This window comes from Pseudoalteromonas sp. AWM4_233 (assembly GCF_056158285.1).
On record NZ_JBSWSZ010000001.1, the window covers coordinates 2,019,135 to 2,036,843 of the forward strand.

Genomic DNA, 17,709 nt, shown 5'->3' on the forward strand with positions numbered 1-17,709 from the left:
AAAGAATAGAGACATGCAATATCTTGAAATAAAGCTTTCAAGGTGTTTGTGGAGATTATCAATGCAAGAAAAACAACATATTGCTGTAATCGGCGCTGGGATCATTGGCCTTTGTAATTCGAAGAGTCTGACTGATGCTGGCTTTTCAGTCACATTATTTGATGAACACGGTATTGCAGAAAAATGTTCGAAAGGTAATGCCGGTCACTTTGCTACTGAACAAGTTTTCCCACTCGCACAAGCGAGTTTATTACCAAAACTCCCGAGTATGTTGTTAAATCCAAAAGGTGCATTAAGAATAGATTGGTTATATCTGTTCAAGGCCTTACCTTGGTTCACTCGCTTCCTAATCAATATGTCTAAGTCAAAATTTAGTGCGCATACCAAGGCACTTAGGGAATTAAACGAAGCCTCATTACCTGCCTATAAAACTTTATTAGGTGAGGAGAATTTCGAAAGGCTGGTCCATGTAGATGGCAGCCTACTCAGCTTTGAACATGAAGATTTTAAACTGGCTGCGTCTATCGCTGAATCATTTCGAGCTAATGGCGTTGCAGTTAAACACTTAAAAGGTGATGAGGTTTTTGAACTAGAGCCAAGTCTAAGCAAGAACATTAAACAAGCTTTATATTTTACTGAGGTTGGCCACAGCGTTGACCCATATGACTTATGCCAAGCTATATATAAAATGTCCGAGTCTCAGGGCTTAGTATTTGAAAAAGATAAAGTGACACAAATTATCCCGAACAAAAATGGCGTGATGATAGAGCTCGCATCAGGTGATAAACATCAGTTTACAAAAGTGGTAGTTTCAACCGGCGCTTGGAGCAAACCTTTAGCAAAACAACTTGGTTTCAAAGTACCGATAGATACCGAGCGTGGTTACCATGCCATGGTTGATAATTCGACTTGTTTGAAACGCCCTGTAGCTTCAGCCGATAGACAATTTATTATTACCCCAATGAAGCATGGGCTCAGACTAGCTGGGACAGTCGAGTTTGCAGGACTAGAAGCCGCTGAAAACATGACAAGAGCAACCATGCTTTTAGATCACGCTAAAGCGCTAGTTAACGGTATCGAAAAACAAACCGTTAAAACCACGTGGATGGGTCATCGCCCTTCTCTTCCTGATTCATTACCTGTATTAAATACAGCACCCAATAATAAAAATATTGTATTTGCCTTTGGCCATCAACATTTAGGTCTGACCCAAGCGGCAATTACGGCAAAAATCGTCACACAACTTTGCTTAGGTGAGAAAACTAGCATAGATTTAACCCCCTACAGAATAGACAGATTCTAGGAGCAAAATATGAAGCCATTAGGCGTTGGTACGAAAACCAAACAAGAAGCTTTAGAGTCATTACAAAATATGACTCATGACTTAAAGCCAATTAGCATCGAAGAATACCAGCAGCGTATTGAAAAAGCGCAGCGCTATATGCAAGACAACGATATTGCAGCTTTATATTTGAATGCAGGCACGAATTTAAAATACTTCACCGGAATGCAGTGGTATGCCAGTGAGCGCATGGTCGGTGCTATATTACCAGCAAAAGGCGATGTACAATTCATCGCTCCTTATTTCGAAATTGGCACACTATTAGATTACCAAGTCGTTGAAGGTCCGATTCACGGCTGGCAAGAAGAACAGAGCCCTTACCAATTATTTTTAAACGTGCTTAAACAGTATGGCATTGGCTCTGAAGCTAAAGTTGCCATTGATGAAAGTGCGGCGTTTTTCATTTTTGATGGTATTCGTAACCTTGCTCCTTCTCTTAACCTAATTAACGGTAAAGAAGTCACTGCACATTGTCGTATGCATAAATCAAACAACGAATTAAAGCTTATTCAACGTGCTATGGACATGACTTTAGAAGTACATAAGGCAACGGCGAGCATGTTGCATGAAGGGATCACTACGACAGAAGTTGAAGCTTTCATTAACGAAGCCCATAAAAAAGTGGGCGCCCCATCAGGAAACTACTTCGTGATAGTACTGTTTGGTAAAGCAAGCTCGTTTCCTCATGGTGTGAAAGATCCGCAGACATTAAAAGAAGGTGATGTGGTTCTGATTGATACTGGCTGTAAAGTACATGATTACCTATCGGATATTACACGCACATTTGTATTTGGTGATGCAACTGAACGCCAAAGAACAATGTGGCAACATGAGAAAAATGCGCAAGCTGATGCATTTGAAGCGGCACAAATTGGTAATACTTGTGGCGATGTAGATAAAGCAGCAAGAGATTATTTAGCATCAGTTAATCTTGGTCCTGATTATCAAACACCTGGGTGTCCGCATAGAACAGGCCATGGTATCGGCTTAGATATTCATGAATGGCCTTACCTTGTAAAGAATAACCCGCAACTATTAGCACCAGGCATGTGTTTTAGTAACGAGCCTATGCTTGTGATCCCTGATGAGTTTGGTATTCGCCTTGAGGATCATTTCTATATGACGGAAAACGGCCCTAAATGGTTTACCGAGCCAAGTCATAGTATTGATGATCCATTTGGATTGGAAAAATAGAAAAAGTTATAAAAGCATTTTAGATGTAATGTTAAGCAAACCAAAGGAAGCATTCGCTTCCTTTTTTTATTTTACGATATACAATATATATACGTTTTATATATGGATTATATAATGGGTATTGTAAAAATTTCAGATGAACTACACGAAGAAATTCGTACAACGTCGTCAGTTATGTCTCGCTCTATCAACTCACAAGCCGAATTTTGGATAAAAATAGGTCGCTTATGCGAAATGCATCCTGACAAAACATTTAACGAGTTAATTCAACAAGAGCTCATGTTACAGCGACAAAAAGAGGCATCACTAAATGAATGAAGTTACCATTAAATCGGTAGATGAAATTGCACTGATGCGAGAATCAGGCAAGTTGCTCGCCCAAGTGTTCAAGATGCTCGATAATTTCATCAAACCCGGTGTTTCAACGCTCGATATAGATTCGCAAGTAGAAAACTATATCGTTAATGAATTAAAGGCACGCCCGGCTTCAAAAGGACAATACGGTTACCAATATTGTCTAAATAGCTCTATTAACGAAGTAGTCTGTCATGGCGTACCAAGTGCAAGCCAAGTTTTAAAAAGCACCGATATCGTTAATATCGACATTACCTTAGAGAAAAATGGTTTTATCACAGACTCAAGTAAAATGTATATTATGCCGGATGCTAAACCTGATGCCAGAGCATTAGTCAAAGTCACAACAGAAGCGATGTGGTTAGGTATAAAAACCGTAAGGCCAGGCGCTAAGCTAGGTGATATTGGATTTGCAATACAGAATTATGTGAGTAAATTTGGCTACACGGTTGTAAAAGAGTATTGCGGTCACGGTATAGGCCGAGAAATGCATGAAGAGCCAAATGTTTTACATTATGGCCGCCCTAACACTGGCCTAACATTAAAAGAAGGCATGACTTTCACCATTGAGCCAATGATCAACCAAGGCACAGCTCGCGTTAAAACAAAGAAAGATGGTTGGACTGTAGTGACTAAAGACAGAAAGCTTTCCGCACAAGCTGAACACACTATTCTTGTCACAAAAGACGGTTTTGAAGTACTCACACTTCGCGAAGAAGAACAAATTTAATTTATTTATAGGCTTCTAGCTTTAAAATTTAGGCACAAAAAAGGCTCCCTTAGGAGCCTTTTTTAAGCAAGGTTAGATTACCAACCCGCTTTTTCTTTAAGTGCAACACCGATGTCAGCTAGTGAACGAACAGTCTTAACACCTGCAGCTTCTAGTGCAGCGAACTTCTCGTCAGCTGTACCTTTACCACCAGAGATAATTGCACCAGCGTGGCCCATACGCTTACCTGGAGGAGCTGTAACACCAGCGATGTAAGAAACAACTGGCTTAGTTACGTTGTGCTTGATGTACTCAGCTGCTTCTTCTTCAGCTGTACCACCAATCTCACCGATCATTACGATAGCTTCAGTCTGCTCGTCTTTCTCGAACATCTCAAGTACGTCGATGAAGTTAGTACCAGGAATTGGGTCACCACCGATACCAACACACGTTGATTGACCAAAACCAGCATCAGTTGTTTGCTTAACTGCTTCGTAAGTAAGCGTACCAGAACGTGATACGATACCTACTTTACCTGGCTTGTGGATGTGACCAGGCATGATACCGATCTTAGTTTCACCTGGAGTGATAACACCTGGGCAGTTAGGTCCGATCATACGAACGCCAGTTTGCTCAAGCTTCTCTTTCACGTCAACCATGTCTAGTGTAGGGATACCTTCAGTGATACAAACGATTAACTGGATACCAGCATCGATTGCTTCTAAGATAGCATCTTTACAGAACGCAGCTGGAACGTAGATTACTGATGCAGTTGCGCCAGTAGTTTCTACAGCTTCACGTACAGTGTTGAATACAGGAAGACCTAGGTGAGTTGTACCACCTTTACCTGGAGAAACACCGCCAACCATCTGTGTACCGTACTGGATAGCTTGCTCTGAGTGGAAAGTACCTTGACCACCAGTGAAACCTTGACAGATTACTTTAGTATCTTTGTTAATTAAAACAGACATTATTTGCCCTCCGCAGCAGCAACTACTTTCTCAGCAGCGTCAGTTAGAGACTCAGCTGCAATGATGTCAAGATCAGAGTTAGCAAGAACTTCACGACCTAGTTCAGAGTTAGTACCTTCAAGACGTACAACAACTGGTACGTTTACACCAACTTCTTTAACAGCACCAATGATACCTTCTGCGATCATGTCACAACGTACGATACCACCGAAGATGTTAACTAGAACTGCTTTAACATTGTCATCAGAAAGGATGATCTTAAATGCTTCAGCAACACGCTCTTTAGTAGCGCCGCCACCAACATCTAGGAAGTTAGCTGGCTTACCACCGTGTAGGTTTACGATGTCCATAGTACCCATTGCAAGGCCTGCACCGTTAACCATACAACCAACGTTACCGTCTAGCGCAACGTAGTTAAGCTCGAAGCTTGCTGCGTGAGCTTCACGCGCGTCTTCTTGTGAAGGATCGTGGAATTCACGGATCTTAGGCTGACGGAATAATGCGTTACCGTCTACACCGATCTTACCGTCTAGACAGTGAAGATTACCAGCGTCTGTGATTACTAGAGGGTTGATTTCAAGAAGTGCGAAATCGTGATCGATGAACATGTTCGCAAGACCTAGGAAGATCTTAGTGAACTGTTTGATTTGTACAGGAGTTAGACCTAGTTTGAAGCCTAGCTCACGACCTTGGTATGCCTGAGGGCCTACTAATGGATCGATTTCTGCTTTGTGAATTAGTTCAGGTGTTTCTTCAGCAACTTGCTCGATTTCAACACCACCTTCAGTTGAAGCCATGAACACGATTTTACGTGAAGCACGGTCTACAACAGCACCTAGGTATAATTCATTTGCAATATCAGTGCAGCTTTCTACTAAGATTTTAGCAACTGGCTGACCTTTTTCGTCTGTTTGGTAAGTTACTAAGTTTTTACCTAACCAGTTTTCTGCGAATGCGCGGATTTCGTCTTTGCTGTCAGCTAGTTTTACACCGCCAGCTTTACCACGTCCACCTGCGTGCACTTGACATTTAACAACCCACTTGTCACCACCGATTTTACCAGCAGCTTCAACTGCTTCTTGTGGTGTATCACAAGCGAAACCTTCAGATACAGGTAAACCATAGTCGGCAAAAAGTTGTTTTGCCTGATACTCATGCAAATTCATGATGCTTTATCCAATTTCTTATACTATTAAAGCTATCTACATTTAATAAATAGCTATCCCAAATTGCGCCCCTAGTATAGATCCCAAGGCTAAGTATGAAAACCCTAGTTAGACCAAAGCCGCAAAAAAAAAGCTGTATGATGTGTCATACAGCTTAATATCTAAACAATAACGATTATACGTCTAGAAGAAGACGCGTTGGATCTTCAAGAAGTTCCTTAATTGTTACCAAGAAGCCTACTGATTCTTTACCATCGATTTGACGGTGGTCGTAAGAAAGCGCTAGGTACATCATAGGTAAAATTTCAACTTTACCGTTTACAGCCATAGGACGCTCTTGGATTTTGTGCATACCAAGAATTGAAGACTGAGGTAAGTTGATGATAGGTGTAGAAAGTAATGAACCGAATACACCACCATTAGTGATAGTGAAGTTACCGCCTGTCATATCGTCAACAGTTAGTTTGCCGTCACGACCTTTAAGCGCTAATTCACGGATACCCTTCTCGATTTCAGCCACTGAAAGCTTGTCACAGTCACGAAGAACTGGTGTAACAAGGCCACGTGGAGTAGAAACCGCGATGCTGATATCAAAGTAGTTGTGGTAAACGATGTCATCACCGTCAATTGACGCGTTAACTTCAGGGAAACGCTTAAGTGCTTCAGTTACAGCTTTCACATAGAAAGACATGAAACCTAAACGGATACCGTGACGCTCTTCAAATACGTCTTTGTATTGCTTACGAAGGTCCATGATTGGCTTCATGTTAACTTCGTTGAACGTAGTAAGCATTGCCGTTGAGTTCTTAGCTTCAAGAAGACGGTTTGCAATTGTCTTACGTAGACGTGTCATAGGCACACGTTTCTGTGAACGGTCACCTAAAGGCGCAGCAGGTGCTTGTGCAGATGCTGCCGTAGGAGCCGCAGCAGGCTTAGCCGCTGGAGCTTTAAGGAATGCATCAACGTCTTCTTTCGTGATACGACCACCTTTACCTGAACCTTTGATCTGTGAAGCATCAAGGCCTTTTTCAGCGATTAAACGACGAACTGAAGGTGTTAATACGTCTGAAGACTCATCAGAAGCTGGTGCCGCTTCTGCAGTAGGTGCCGCCGCTGGAGCAGAAGCGCCAACAACGATATTACCAATCACTTGTTCGCCAAGTACAGTTTCACCTTCAGCATGGATCTGCTCACCCATCACACCGTCTTCTGGTGCAACAACTTCTAGTACAACCTTGTCTGTTTCAATATCAACAAGGTTCTGGTCACGGCTTACCCCTTCACCAGGTTGAACATGCCAAGTTGCAATTGTAGCGTCTGCTACTGATTCTGGAAGTACAGGTACTTTAATTTCCACGTCTTTACCTTCTGTTGCTGCAGCAGCTACTGGTGCAGCTTGTTCATTTGATTGTTGAGCTGGTGCAGCAGCTTCGCCAGCAGCACCAAGTTGAGCAATCACTTGCTCGCCTAATACAGTTGCGCCTTCATCTTCAGAGATAGAAACAATGACACCATCTTCTGGTGCAACTACCTCTAGAACAACTTTGTCAGTTTCGATGTCAACTAAGTTTTGGTCGCGTGATACAGCGTCACCAACTTTAACATGCCAAGTCGCGACAGTAGCGTCTGCTACTGACTCAGGAAGAACTGGAACCTTAATTTCGGTTGTCATCTCTTATCCCTTATTTCTTAATTGTTAATGCGTCAGCAACTAACGCGTTTTGTTCTTTAGTATGAGTAGACATATAACCACATGCTGGAGCAGCTGAAGCCTTACGTCCTGCGTAAGAAAGATTTGCACCTGCTGGGATTGCTTCCCAGAAGTGGTGTTGAGAACAATACCAAGCACCTTGGTTTTGTGGCTCTTCTTGACACCATACGAAATCTTTAACATGTTGATAGCGAGACATGATGTCTTCCATTTCCTGATGAGGGAATGGATATAGCTGTTCAACACGAACAATAGCAACATTGTTTAATTCAAGCTTACGACGTTCTTGAAGTAGCTCGTAATAAACTTTACCACTACAGAAAACCACTCTTTCAACATTTTCAGGATTGATATCGTCAATCTCATCAATCATGTTGTGGAAAACACCTTCCGAAAGCTCTTCTAGAGAAGAAACAGCTAGAGGATGACGTAATAGTGACTTAGGTGTCATTACAATCAATGGACGGCGTAAAGGACGAACAGATTGACGACGAAGCATTGCATAAACTTGAGCTGGTGTTGAAGGAACACACACCTGCATATTATGGTCAGCACATAATTGTAGGTAACGCTCTAGACGTGCAGAACTGTGCTCTGGACCCTGGCCTTCGTAGCCATGAGGAAGAAGCATAGTTAAACCACATAAACGACCCCACTTTTGCTCACCTGAGCTTAAGAACTGGTCAAATACAACCTGAGCACCGTTAGCGAAGTCACCGAATTGCGCTTCCCAAAGAACCAGTGAAGTAGGCTCTGCTGTTGCATAACCATATTCAAACGCTAATACAGCTTCTTCAGATAAAACTGAGTCGTAAACTTCAAATGCGCCCTGACCTTCACGAATATTCTGTAGAGGTAGGTAAACAGATGCATCTTCTTGGTTATGAACAACAGCATGACGATGGAAGAAAGTACCACGGCCAGAATCCTGACCTGTCATACGAACGTCTGTACCTTCATCAACTAAAGTTGCATACGCCAAAGATTCAGCCATACCCCAGTCTAGTAATTTATCACCGCTTGCCATTGCTTTACGGTCGTCATAAATTTTCTTAACTCGAGATTGTGCTTTGTGATTTTCTGGATAAGCAGCAAGCACATTACCAAGCTCTTTCAGCTTCTCAACAGACACTTTCGGGTCGTAAGCTACATCCCAATCATGACCTACAAACTTAGACCAATCAGACGAGTGCTTAGTTTCTTCTTTAACTTCTTCAACAACACAAACACCGTTGTCTAAGCCATTGCGGTATTCATTCGCAAGCGCTTTTGACTCATCAGCAGAAATCACACCTTCAGCAGCAAGTTTGTCTGCATAAAGTTGACGAGGAACTGGGTGCTTTTTGATTTTCTGATACATCAGTGGCTGAGTTGCATTCGGCTCATCTGCTTCGTTGTGACCGTGACGACGGTAACAAACTAAGTCAATAACAACATCGCGCTTAAACTGATTACGGAAATCTAGTGCTAGCTGAGTTACAAACGCAACTGCTTCTGGGTCGTCAGAATTCACGTGGAAGATTGGTGCCTGAACCATCTTTGCGATGTCAGTACAATAATCTGTAGAACGCACATCTTCTTGCTTAGAAGTTGTGAAGCCTACCTGGTTGTTTACAACGATTCTAACTGTACCACCTACACCAAATGCGCGAGTTTGTGATAAGTTGAACGTTTCTTGAACAACACCTTGACCAGCAATTGCAGAGTCACCGTGTATAGTAATAGGCAGTGCTTTAGAACCATTCTTACAACCTAAACGGTCAAGACGTGCTCTTACTGACCCCATTACTACAGGATTAACGATTTCAAGGTGAGATGGGTTGAATGCAAGCGCCATATGAACATCACCACCATTAGTAGCAAAGTCAGACGAATAACCCATGTGATACTTAACATCACCCGAACCGGCTAGTTCACCATATTTACCAGCAAACTCATCGAAAAGAACCTGTGGATTTTTACCTAGTACGTTTACAAGAACGTTCAAGCGACCACGGTGTGCCATACCAATTACAGCTTCTTCTTGGCCGCTTTCACCTGCACGATGAATAAGCTCTTTAAGCATAGGTACTAATGCATCACCACCTTCTAAAGAGAAGCGTTTTGCACCAGGGAATTTTGCACCTAAATACTTTTCAAGACCATCAGCTGCAATTAGACCTTTAAGAATTCTAAGTTTAGTTTCTTTGCTAAATTGAGGCTGTGAGAAGGTAGATTCTAAACGTTTTTGTAACCAACGTTTTTCTTCTGTAGAAGTGATATGCATGTATTCAGCACCAACAGAACCACAATAAGTGGTTTTCAAGGCTGCATACAAGTCTTTTAGTTTCATTGTCTCTTTGCCACAAGCAAAAGAGCCAACGTTAAATTCTTTGTCTAAGTCAGCATTGTCTAGATCATGGTAAGACAAATCTAGATCTCTAACACGTTCACGTTGCCACAAACCTAACGGATCAAGGTTTGCATTTTGATGGCCTCGGAATCTAAACGCATTGATAAGCTGTAGTACACGTACTTGTTTAGCATCTGTAGTACCAGCTGCTGCAACAACTACTTCTCTGTGTTTGTTTTTCGCAAGTTCAGCAAATTGTGCTTTCACTTCTGAATGTTTTACATCAACATCCACACCATCAACTTTAGGAAGTTGATCAAACACTTCACGCCATTCTTCTGGCACTGAAGTCGCATCGTCTAGATACGCTTCATAAAGCTCTTCTACATAAGCTACGTTTCCGCCATATAAATGCGAAGATTCTAGCCATGCCTTCATCACACCTTCGTGCATTAATTAGCCCTTTTTATTCGCGCAGAAATTAAACTAAAAACAAGATGGCATCTGCAGATGCCATCTTGTGGATTTAACTATGGATTAAACCGAACGATTTAACAACATAGATTTAATCTGACCAATGGCTTTAGTTGGATTTAAGCCTTTTGGACATACGCTTACACAGTTCATGATACTGTGACAGCGGAATACGCTAAATGCATCATCTAAATCTTTCAGACGCTCTTCAGTCGCAGTATCACGGCTATCCGCTAAGAAACGGTAAGCGTGTAATAGACCTGCAGGACCGATGAACTTATCTGGATTCCACCAGAATGAAGGACAAGATGTTGAACAACAAGCACATAAAATACACTCATAAAGACCATCAAGCTTTTCACGGTCTTCAACACTCTGAAGACGCTCAATACCACCTGTTGGCTTATCATTAATTAAGAAAGGCTTAACTTTCTCATATTGAGTGTAGAACTGAGTCATGTCGATAACAAGGTCACGAATGACTGGTAAACCTGGTAAAGGACGTAAAATAACTTTGTTGCCCTTTAATGCAGATAACGGAGTAATACATGCAAGGCCGTTTTTGCCGTTCATGTTTAAACCATCAGAGCCACATACACCTTCACGGCAAGAACGACGGAAAGATAGTGTTGGATCTTGCTCTTTTAATAATAAAAGCGCATCCAAAACCATCATATCACGGCCTTCTTCTACCTCGAGTTTATAATCCTGCATACGTGGCGCGTTGTCCACATCAGGGTTATAACGATAAACAGAAAATTCTAATGTTGCCATCGTTAACTCCTAGTAAGTACGTGCTTTAGGTGGGAATGCTTCACGCGTAGTTGGCGCAAAGTTTACATCACGTTTAGTCATCACATCTGACTCAGGGTGATGTAATGAGTGACACAGCCAGTTTGCATCGTCACGCTCTGGGAAGTCAAAGCGAGAGTGAGCACCACGGCTTTCAGTACGGAAGTTTGCAGCTACGGCTGTAGAGTAAGCAGTTTCCATAAGGTTGTCTAACTCAAGACATTCGATACGTTGTGTATTAAAGTCTGACGACTTATCGTCAAGACGCGCATGCTTAAGACGCTCACGAATCGCTTTAAGCTGCTCAAGACCTTCAGCCATTGAGTCACCTTCACGGAATACAGAGAAGTTAAGCTGCATACACTCTTGTAAGTCTTTCTTGATTTGCGCTGGATCTTCACCTTTACCAGGTTCAGAGTTCTCCCAACGATTGAAACGAGCAAATGCTTCGTCAATGTTATCTTGCGTCGCATCACCTGTAGACTCAAAGTCTTTCAGGTAAGTACCTAAGAAGTTACCTGCTGCACGACCGAATACAACAAGGTCAAGAAGTGAGTTACCACCTAAGCGGTTTGCACCGTGTACAGATACACATGCAATTTCACCAACAGCAAATAGACCTTCAACGATGCGCTCGTCACCGTTTTCATTCACGTTTAGTACTTGACCATTTACGTTAGTCGGTACACCACCCATCATGTAGTGACATGTTGGGATTACTGGAATTGGCTCTTCTGCAGGGTCAACGTGCGCGAATGTCTTAGATAGATCACAAACACCTGGAAGACGTAGGTTAAGCATTTCAGCACCAAGGTGATCAAGCTTAAGTTTGATGTGTGGACCCCAAGGACCTTCACAACCACGACCTTCACGGATCTCAGTCATCATTGCACGTGCAACAACGTCACGACCTGCTAAATCTTTAGCATTTGGCGCATAACGTTCCATGAAGCGTTCGCCGTCTTTATTTAGAAGGTAACCACCTTCACCACGACAACCTTCAGTTACAAGTGTACCTGCACCAGCAATACCCGTTGGGTGGAACTGCCACATTTCCATGTCTTGCATAGCAATGCCAGCACGAACTGCCATACCAACACCGTCACCAGTGTTGATGTGTGCGTTCGTTGTTGACGCATAAATACGACCAGCACCACCTGTTGCAAGTACAACAGCTTTTGATTTGAAGTAAACAACTTCACCTGTTTCAATACAGATGGCTGTTACACCAACAACGTCGCCTTTGTCATTTTTAACAAGGTCTAACGCGTACCATTCAGAGAATACGTTGGTTTTGTTTTTAACGTTTTGTTGGTAAAGACAGTGAAGAAGTGCGTGACCAGTACGGTCAGCTGCTGCTGCTGTACGTGCAGCCTGTTCGCCACCGAAGTTTTTAGATTGACCACCAAATGGACGTTGGTAAACACGGCCGTTCTCGAAACGAGAGAAAGGCAGACCCATGTTCTCAAGTTCTGTGATAGCTTCTGGACCTGTCTTAGTCATGTATTCGATAGCGTCTTGGTCACCGATATAATCAGAGCCTTTAACCGTATCGTACATGTGCCATTCCCAGTTATCTTCATGAGAATTACCAAGAGCAACTGTAATACCACCTTGCGCAGACACTGTATGCGAACGTGTTGGGAATACTTTAGAGATCAGAGCACAGCTTTTGCCTGATTCAGAAATCGCAAGAGCAGCACGCATACCAGCACCACCGGCGCCTACTACTACTGCATCAAATTCACGAACATTATATTTCACTTAAACACCCCATAAAACGAATAGACCAATTGCTACGTAAGCAACGGCCATAAGGTTTAATACGAAACCTAAAACTGAACGCAACGCAGATGCTTTCACATAGTCTGTTAGGACTTGCCAAAGACCAATGCGAGTGTGAACCATAATGCACACTAAAGTGATAAACGTTGCTGCTTTAACGAAAAGGTTTGAGAATAAACCCGTCCAAGCTTCATAAGTAAGTTCAGGGGTAAGGAATAAATAACCAACGATAAAGAATGCATATGCTGCAATGATTAACGCGGTAGCACGTAATGATACATAATCTTGTACACCATCACGCTTCAGAGTTGCTTGATTTAAGACCATATCCACACTCCAGCTAGAATTGCAACGATTACCCAAAGTGCAATCGCAATTTTAGCGCTGCTATTGCCCGATTCTAATTCTTCCCAGTGACCCATGTCTTGGATCATATGGCGAATACCACCGATTAGGTGATATGAAAGCGCCGCGAAGGTGCCCCATGCAATGAATTTTGCAATAAAGCCAGTGAATAGCTCTTTTACAAATTCAAACCCTTCAGGAGAAGAAAGAGACTCAGACCAAGCCCAGATAACAAAAGTTAAAGCAATAAACAATGCTACACCCGTAATACGGTGAAGAATTGATGCTTTAGCAGTTGCTGGCATAGATATAGTCGTAAGATCTAGATTTACAGGTCTTTGCTTTTTCACAGTTACTTGCCCATCTTGCCCACATAAGGAGCTTCATCTACTTGTTTTTATAAAACCATTTATACCGAATGTATAAATGACACACTCTAAGTAAACCTTTTTTGCAACAGAAACGGATTTTTGTTGTAAAAATAGGTTTACCCACAGACGACATGGTATTAAACCGCATACAGTATATAAGGCCGTGAGTGCTTTTACAATTCTTGTTTAGATTGAGAAGCTTGCGAATTAGCCAATGGTATAATATTTAAACTCGAGTAGAATATTTATTATCCATTTTTGCATAATCCTTATAAAAATTGACTTTATACCCCTGTTATACGTTAAAATGATCTGAATTTGCTTAACATTAGTATCACAACATAACAATCGACATTGTTATTTCATAGGAGATAAATAGATGGCAGATAAAAAAGCCACAGTCCATATTGATGGTCATGATCCAATCGAACTTCCAATTTACTCTGGCACTGCTGGTCAAGACGTAATTGACGTTCGTACCTTAGGCGCTCACGGCCACTTCACATATGACCCAGGTTTTATGTCTACTGGCTCTTGTGAGTCATCTATTACCTACATCGATGGCGGTAAAGGTGTACTACTTCACCGTGGTTACCCAATCGAGCAGTTAGCTGAGAACTCAAACTACATCGAGTTATGCTACTTACTTCTTAATGGTGAACTTCCTACAGAAGAACAACATGCTGAGTTCGCTGAAGAAATCACAACCAACACTATGATGCACGAGAAGATTGCTGCTTTCTTCCAAGGTTTCCGTGTAGATTCACACCCAATGGCTATGCTATGCGGTGTTGTTGGTGCACTTTCTTCATTCTACCATGATGACTTAGACATCTCAGATGCTGAACAGCGTCACCGCAGTGCGGTTAAACTAATCGCTAAGCTGCCTACTATCGCGGCTATGTGTTACAAGTACAACATTGGTCAGCCATTTGTATACCCACGCAACGACCTTAGCTACGCTGAAAACTTCCTACACATGATGTTCTCAGTACCAGCTGAAAAGTATGAAGTAAGCCCTGTTCTTGCTAAAGCCATGGACCGTATTTTCATGCTACACGCTGATCACGAGCAAAACGCTTCAACGTCTACTGTTCGTCTGGCTGGTTCTTCTGGTGCAAACCCATATGCATGTATAGCTGCTGGTATCGCTTCACTATGGGGCCCTGCTCACGGTGGTGCAAACGAAGCATGTTTAAACATGTTAGAAGAGATCGGTTCAGTTGATCGTATTGACGAGTATGTTGCTAAAGCGAAAGACAAAAATGACCCATTCCGTCTAATGGGCTTTGGTCACCGTGTTTACAAAAACTTCGATCCTCGTGCAACAGTAATGCGTGAAACGTGTCACCAAGTACTTGAAGAGCTAAACATTCAAGATCCGCTACTAGACGTTGCTATGCGTTTAGAGCAAATTGCGCTTGAAGACCCATACTTCATCGAGAAGAAACTATACCCTAACGTAGACTTCTACTCAGGTATCATTCTTAAAGCGATTGGTATTCCAACAAGTATGTTCACTGTAATTTTTGCAATGTCTCGTACAGTTGGTTGGATCTCACACTGGGATGAGATGCTTTCTCAACCAGGTCACAAAATTGGTCGTCCTCGTCAGCTATACACTGGCTACACACAGCGCGACTACAAAGCAAAATCAGAAAGATAATGCTTTAAGATTTAAAAAAGGCCGCACTCGCGGCCTTTTTTATTGTTATAATTTGCGAAATTTTACTTAATCTTTCTAGTATGTGCCCTATCTCTGAACTTAGACAACAGTTTCCTATCTTGAATTCAAAGAGTGAAGACCCTTTTATCTATCTTGATTCAGGTGCGACGAGCCAAAAACCAAGACAAGTTATCGAGGCTGTAGATTCTTTTTATCGCGAGCAAAATGCAAATGTACACAGAGGTTTACACACATTAAGCGCGCAAGCTACCTCAGCATTTGAGCTAACCCGTGAAAAAGTCGCTAATTTTTTAAATGTTCAGAGTAATGAAGTCGTTTGGACATCAGGTGCAACAGATAGCATTAATATTATAGCTAATGGAATTAAAGCGCAGCTAAACCAAGGTGACGTGATATGCGTATCTGCTTTGGAACATCACGCAAACATCGTACCTTGGCAAGAATTATGTAAAGAAAGAGGCTGTATTCTTAGAGTTTTACCTATCACAGAATCGGGGATTTTAGATATAAAATCATCTGTTGAACTAATTTGTGAACAGAAACCAAAAATTGTTGCCATAAGCCACGCTTCAAATGCCTTAGGAAATATTCAACCTGTAGAGAAAATTATTGAAGCTGCTCATAAAGTTGCAGCAACTACCGTTGTTGATGGCGCACAAGCCTTTATGCACCTTCGTCCTGATCTTCGTAAACTTGATTGCGATTTTTATGTGTTTTCTGCACATAAGGCATTGGGACCGACAGGATTGGGAGTTTTGTATGGTAAATATGACCAATTAAATGCACTTAATCCTTTAAGGTTTGGTGGCGAAATGATCAAAGAAGTCTCTTTTGAGCTGACATCATTTCAAGATGCACCAAGCAAGTTTGAGGCGGGTACTCCAAATATTTCAGCTGTCATTGGTTTTTCTGCTGCGATCGACTTTTTAAACTCAATTGATCACAAAGAATTACAACAATATGAGCAAGGGCTTTATGACTACTTACTAACTCACTTGCGCAGCATTAATGGCATTATCATTTATGGTGATACTGAAAATAATATAGGCACGGTGAGTTTTAGATATACAAATGAGCACCACTTTGACCTGGCAATATTTTTGAATGGCTATGGGATCGCAATACGCAGTGGTCACCACTGTACACAGCCCTTAATGAAGTCACTTGGTATCGATGGCACAATCCGTGTTAGCCTTGCTTTTTATAATAATCATGACGACATTGATGCATTTATTCATGCATTAAAAGAGTCCATTGACTTACTTGAAATCTAAAAAATGACGTATAAAGAATTTAAAGAAAAACTCTCTAATTTAAAATCTTGGCAGTTAATGTATCGAGAGATCATGTTACTCGGCAAAAGCTTACCAGAAATGCCTGAGCTGCTAAAAACAGACGATGTTTTGATTAAAGGCTGTGAAAGTAAAGTCTGGCTGAGAGTTGAATTGAGTGATGATCAAATACTTGTGCTGATTGGTGATTCTGACACGCGCATTGTCAAAGGTCTGATGGGACTAATTATGCTTATGCACCAAGGAAAAACGCCAGAGCAAAGCTTAGATATTAATACCTACCATGAGTTTGAAGAGTTGGGCTTAATCAAGCATTTGAGTCCATCAAGAGGCAATGGTATCAAAGCCATTGCTGATACCATTCATGAACAAGTAAAACAGTGGCTTTAAACTGCCACTGTTTTTTTCTTTTTCTCTAGATATTTTTTTATTGCTTTTGATGAAGCGAAAAAGCCAAAACTGGCTGTGACCATAGTGGCAGAACCAAACCCTGTCGCGCAGTCCATATTCTTTGCCCCCTCAGTGCCCTGCTTTGCAAGACAAACTTCACCATCAGCTGTTGGATAAGCCAATTGCTCAGTTGAGTATACACAGTCCACTGCAAACTTACGCTTAGGATTCGTGGTGAAGTTATACTTCTTACGCAAAAAGTAACGAACTTTAGCCAATAACGGATCTTGCGTCGTTTTTGCCACATCACCATATAAAATCTGGCTTGGATCGATTTGACCACCCGCTCCACCGGTTGTGATTACTGGGATCTTGTTTCTTTTACAATGCGCGATCAACGCTGCTTTTTCATTTACCGCGTCGATACAGTCAATAACATAATCAAAGCCAGTAATATATTCACGAATGTTCTCCAGCGTTAAAAAATCATCAATGAGTTGAACATCGCACTCTGGGTTGATTTGTTTAATACGCGCAGCCATAGCTTCAATTTTTTGCTCACCCACAGAGTCAGTCATTGCATGGATCTGACGGTTGATATTGGTCACACAAATATCATCCATATCAATCAGCGTGATTTTACCAACACCTGTACGCGCTAAAGACTCTGCAACCCAGCTACCAACACCGCCAATACCAATAACACAAAAATGTGCTTCACCTAGCCAAGTTAAAGCTTGTGCACCATATAGACGGCCAATGCCACCAAATCGTAATTGTTGCTCTTCTGTCAT

General features: G+C 41.8%; 16 protein-coding genes. 7 read left to right on the plus strand and 9 right to left on the minus strand.

Annotated elements, in window-relative coordinates:
* The first annotated feature begins 61 nt into the window (after positions 1 to 61).
* From ACXAC4_RS08955 to map, 4 genes are all read left to right on the plus strand, one after another.
* Positions 62 to 1,303, plus strand: coding sequence for an NAD(P)/FAD-dependent oxidoreductase (locus tag ACXAC4_RS08955; RefSeq protein WP_475160738.1), 1,242 nt, complete (start codon positions 62 to 64; stop codon positions 1,301 to 1,303).
* 9 nt (positions 1,304 to 1,312) lie between these two features.
* The gene (locus ACXAC4_RS08960; RefSeq protein WP_475160739.1) at positions 1,313 to 2,536 is read left to right on the plus strand and encodes a M24 family metallopeptidase; all 1,224 of its coding nucleotides are present in this window, start codon (positions 1,313 to 1,315) and stop codon (positions 2,534 to 2,536) included.
* Between the two features lie 114 nt (positions 2,537 to 2,650).
* Entirely contained in the window at positions 2,651 to 2,854 is a 204-nt protein-coding gene (locus tag ACXAC4_RS08965) for a ParD-like family protein (RefSeq protein WP_138478613.1), read from the plus strand.
* Complete coding sequence (gene map, locus ACXAC4_RS08970) at positions 2,847 to 3,620, plus strand: type I methionyl aminopeptidase (RefSeq protein ID WP_475160741.1); 774 nt, start codon at positions 2,847 to 2,849, stop codon at positions 3,618 to 3,620. The genes ACXAC4_RS08965 and map overlap by 8 nt, the downstream gene beginning before the upstream one ends.
* Positions 3,621 to 3,697: 77 nt before the next feature.
* Here the strand turns inward: map and sucD are convergent, their stop codons facing one another.
* The 8 genes from sucD to sdhC all read right to left on the minus strand — a co-directional run bounded on the left by sucD (position 3,698) and on the right by sdhC (position 13,525).
* The gene (gene sucD / locus ACXAC4_RS08975; RefSeq protein WP_058029926.1) at positions 3,698 to 4,570 is read right to left on the minus strand and encodes a succinate--CoA ligase subunit alpha; all 873 of its coding nucleotides are present in this window, start codon (positions 4,568 to 4,570) and stop codon (positions 3,698 to 3,700) included.
* Entirely contained in the window at positions 4,570 to 5,736 is a 1,167-nt protein-coding gene (gene sucC / locus ACXAC4_RS08980; RefSeq protein ID WP_475160743.1) for an ADP-forming succinate--CoA ligase subunit beta, read from the minus strand. Before sucC ends, sucD begins: the two co-directional genes overlap by 1 nt.
* A 175-nt stretch (positions 5,737 to 5,911) precedes the next feature.
* Entirely contained in the window at positions 5,912 to 7,408 is a 1,497-nt protein-coding gene (gene odhB, locus ACXAC4_RS08985; protein ID WP_475160745.1) for a 2-oxoglutarate dehydrogenase complex dihydrolipoyllysine-residue succinyltransferase, read from the minus strand.
* A gap of 10 nt (positions 7,409 to 7,418) precedes the next feature.
* Positions 7,419 to 10,232: a 2-oxoglutarate dehydrogenase E1 component gene (locus ACXAC4_RS08990; protein ID WP_390444366.1), complete on the minus strand. Its 2,814-nt coding sequence runs from the start codon at positions 10,230 to 10,232 to the stop codon at positions 7,419 to 7,421.
* An 84-nt stretch (positions 10,233 to 10,316) separates the two neighbouring features.
* Positions 10,317 to 11,027: a succinate dehydrogenase iron-sulfur subunit gene (locus ACXAC4_RS08995; RefSeq protein WP_058029930.1), complete on the minus strand. Its 711-nt coding sequence runs from the start codon at positions 11,025 to 11,027 to the stop codon at positions 10,317 to 10,319.
* Positions 11,028 to 11,036: 9 nt separating this feature from the next.
* Complete coding sequence (gene sdhA / locus ACXAC4_RS09000) at positions 11,037 to 12,809, minus strand: succinate dehydrogenase flavoprotein subunit (RefSeq protein ID WP_058029931.1); 1,773 nt, start codon at positions 12,807 to 12,809, stop codon at positions 11,037 to 11,039.
* Complete coding sequence (gene sdhD, locus ACXAC4_RS09005) at positions 12,810 to 13,157, minus strand: succinate dehydrogenase, hydrophobic membrane anchor protein (protein ID WP_058029932.1); 348 nt, start codon at positions 13,155 to 13,157, stop codon at positions 12,810 to 12,812.
* On the minus strand, positions 13,148 to 13,525 hold the full coding sequence (sdhC, locus tag ACXAC4_RS09010; protein WP_404394853.1) for a succinate dehydrogenase, cytochrome b556 subunit: 378 nt from the start codon (positions 13,523 to 13,525) through the stop codon (positions 13,148 to 13,150). Before sdhC ends, sdhD begins: the two co-directional genes overlap by 10 nt.
* Before the next feature lie 400 nt (positions 13,526 to 13,925).
* On the opposite strand from sdhC, the gene ACXAC4_RS09015 reads away from it, so the two are divergent.
* The 3 genes from ACXAC4_RS09015 to ACXAC4_RS09025 all read left to right on the plus strand — a co-directional run bounded on the left by ACXAC4_RS09015 (position 13,926) and on the right by ACXAC4_RS09025 (position 16,915).
* Positions 13,926 to 15,212 (plus strand): citrate synthase, encoded by a 1,287-nt coding sequence (locus ACXAC4_RS09015; protein ID WP_130253794.1) that lies wholly within the window; start codon positions 13,926 to 13,928, stop codon positions 15,210 to 15,212.
* An 80-nt stretch (positions 15,213 to 15,292) separates the two neighbouring features.
* Positions 15,293 to 16,507, plus strand: coding sequence for an aminotransferase class V-fold PLP-dependent enzyme (locus ACXAC4_RS09020; protein ID WP_475160750.1), 1,215 nt, complete (start codon positions 15,293 to 15,295; stop codon positions 16,505 to 16,507).
* 3 nt (positions 16,508 to 16,510) lie between these two features.
* Positions 16,511 to 16,915, plus strand: coding sequence for a SufE family protein (locus ACXAC4_RS09025; protein WP_349286527.1), 405 nt, complete (start codon positions 16,511 to 16,513; stop codon positions 16,913 to 16,915).
* On the opposite strand, the gene tcdA is transcribed toward ACXAC4_RS09025, so the two are convergent.
* Positions 16,912 to 17,709, minus strand: a complete 798-nt coding sequence (gene tcdA / locus ACXAC4_RS09030; RefSeq protein ID WP_475160754.1) for a tRNA cyclic N6-threonylcarbamoyladenosine(37) synthase TcdA — start codon at positions 17,707 to 17,709, stop codon at positions 16,912 to 16,914. The genes ACXAC4_RS09025 and tcdA overlap by 4 nt on opposite strands.

Coding starts and splice junctions, on each gene's coding strand:
- ACXAC4_RS08955 (WP_475160738.1), top strand. CDS start 62: ATGCAAGAAAAACAACATATTGCTGTAATCGGCGCTGGGATCATTGGC.
- sucD (WP_058029926.1), bottom strand. CDS start 4,570: ATGTCTGTTTTAATTAACAAAGATACTAAAGTAATCTGTCAAGGTTTC.
- odhB (WP_475160745.1), bottom strand. CDS start 7,408: ATGACAACCGAAATTAAGGTTCCAGTTCTTCCTGAGTCAGTAGCAGAC.
- ACXAC4_RS08965 (WP_138478613.1), top strand. CDS start 2,651: ATGGGTATTGTAAAAATTTCAGATGAACTACACGAAGAAATTCGTACA.
- ACXAC4_RS09025 (WP_349286527.1), top strand. CDS start 16,511: ATGACGTATAAAGAATTTAAAGAAAAACTCTCTAATTTAAAATCTTGG.
- ACXAC4_RS09015 (WP_130253794.1), top strand. CDS start 13,926: ATGGCAGATAAAAAAGCCACAGTCCATATTGATGGTCATGATCCAATC.
- ACXAC4_RS09020 (WP_475160750.1), top strand. CDS start 15,293: ATGTGCCCTATCTCTGAACTTAGACAACAGTTTCCTATCTTGAATTCA.
- ACXAC4_RS08995 (WP_058029930.1), bottom strand. CDS start 11,027: ATGGCAACATTAGAATTTTCTGTTTATCGTTATAACCCTGATGTGGAC.
- sdhD (WP_058029932.1), bottom strand. CDS start 13,157: ATGGTCTTAAATCAAGCAACTCTGAAGCGTGATGGTGTACAAGATTAT.
- map (WP_475160741.1), top strand. CDS start 2,847: ATGAATGAAGTTACCATTAAATCGGTAGATGAAATTGCACTGATGCGA.
- ACXAC4_RS08960 (WP_475160739.1), top strand. CDS start 1,313: ATGAAGCCATTAGGCGTTGGTACGAAAACCAAACAAGAAGCTTTAGAG.
- sucC (WP_475160743.1), bottom strand. CDS start 5,736: ATGAATTTGCATGAGTATCAGGCAAAACAACTTTTTGCCGACTATGGT.
- tcdA (WP_475160754.1), bottom strand. CDS start 17,709: ATGACAGAAGAGCAACAATTACGATTTGGTGGCATTGGCCGTCTATAT.
- ACXAC4_RS08990 (WP_390444366.1), bottom strand. CDS start 10,232: ATGCACGAAGGTGTGATGAAGGCATGGCTAGAATCTTCGCATTTATAT.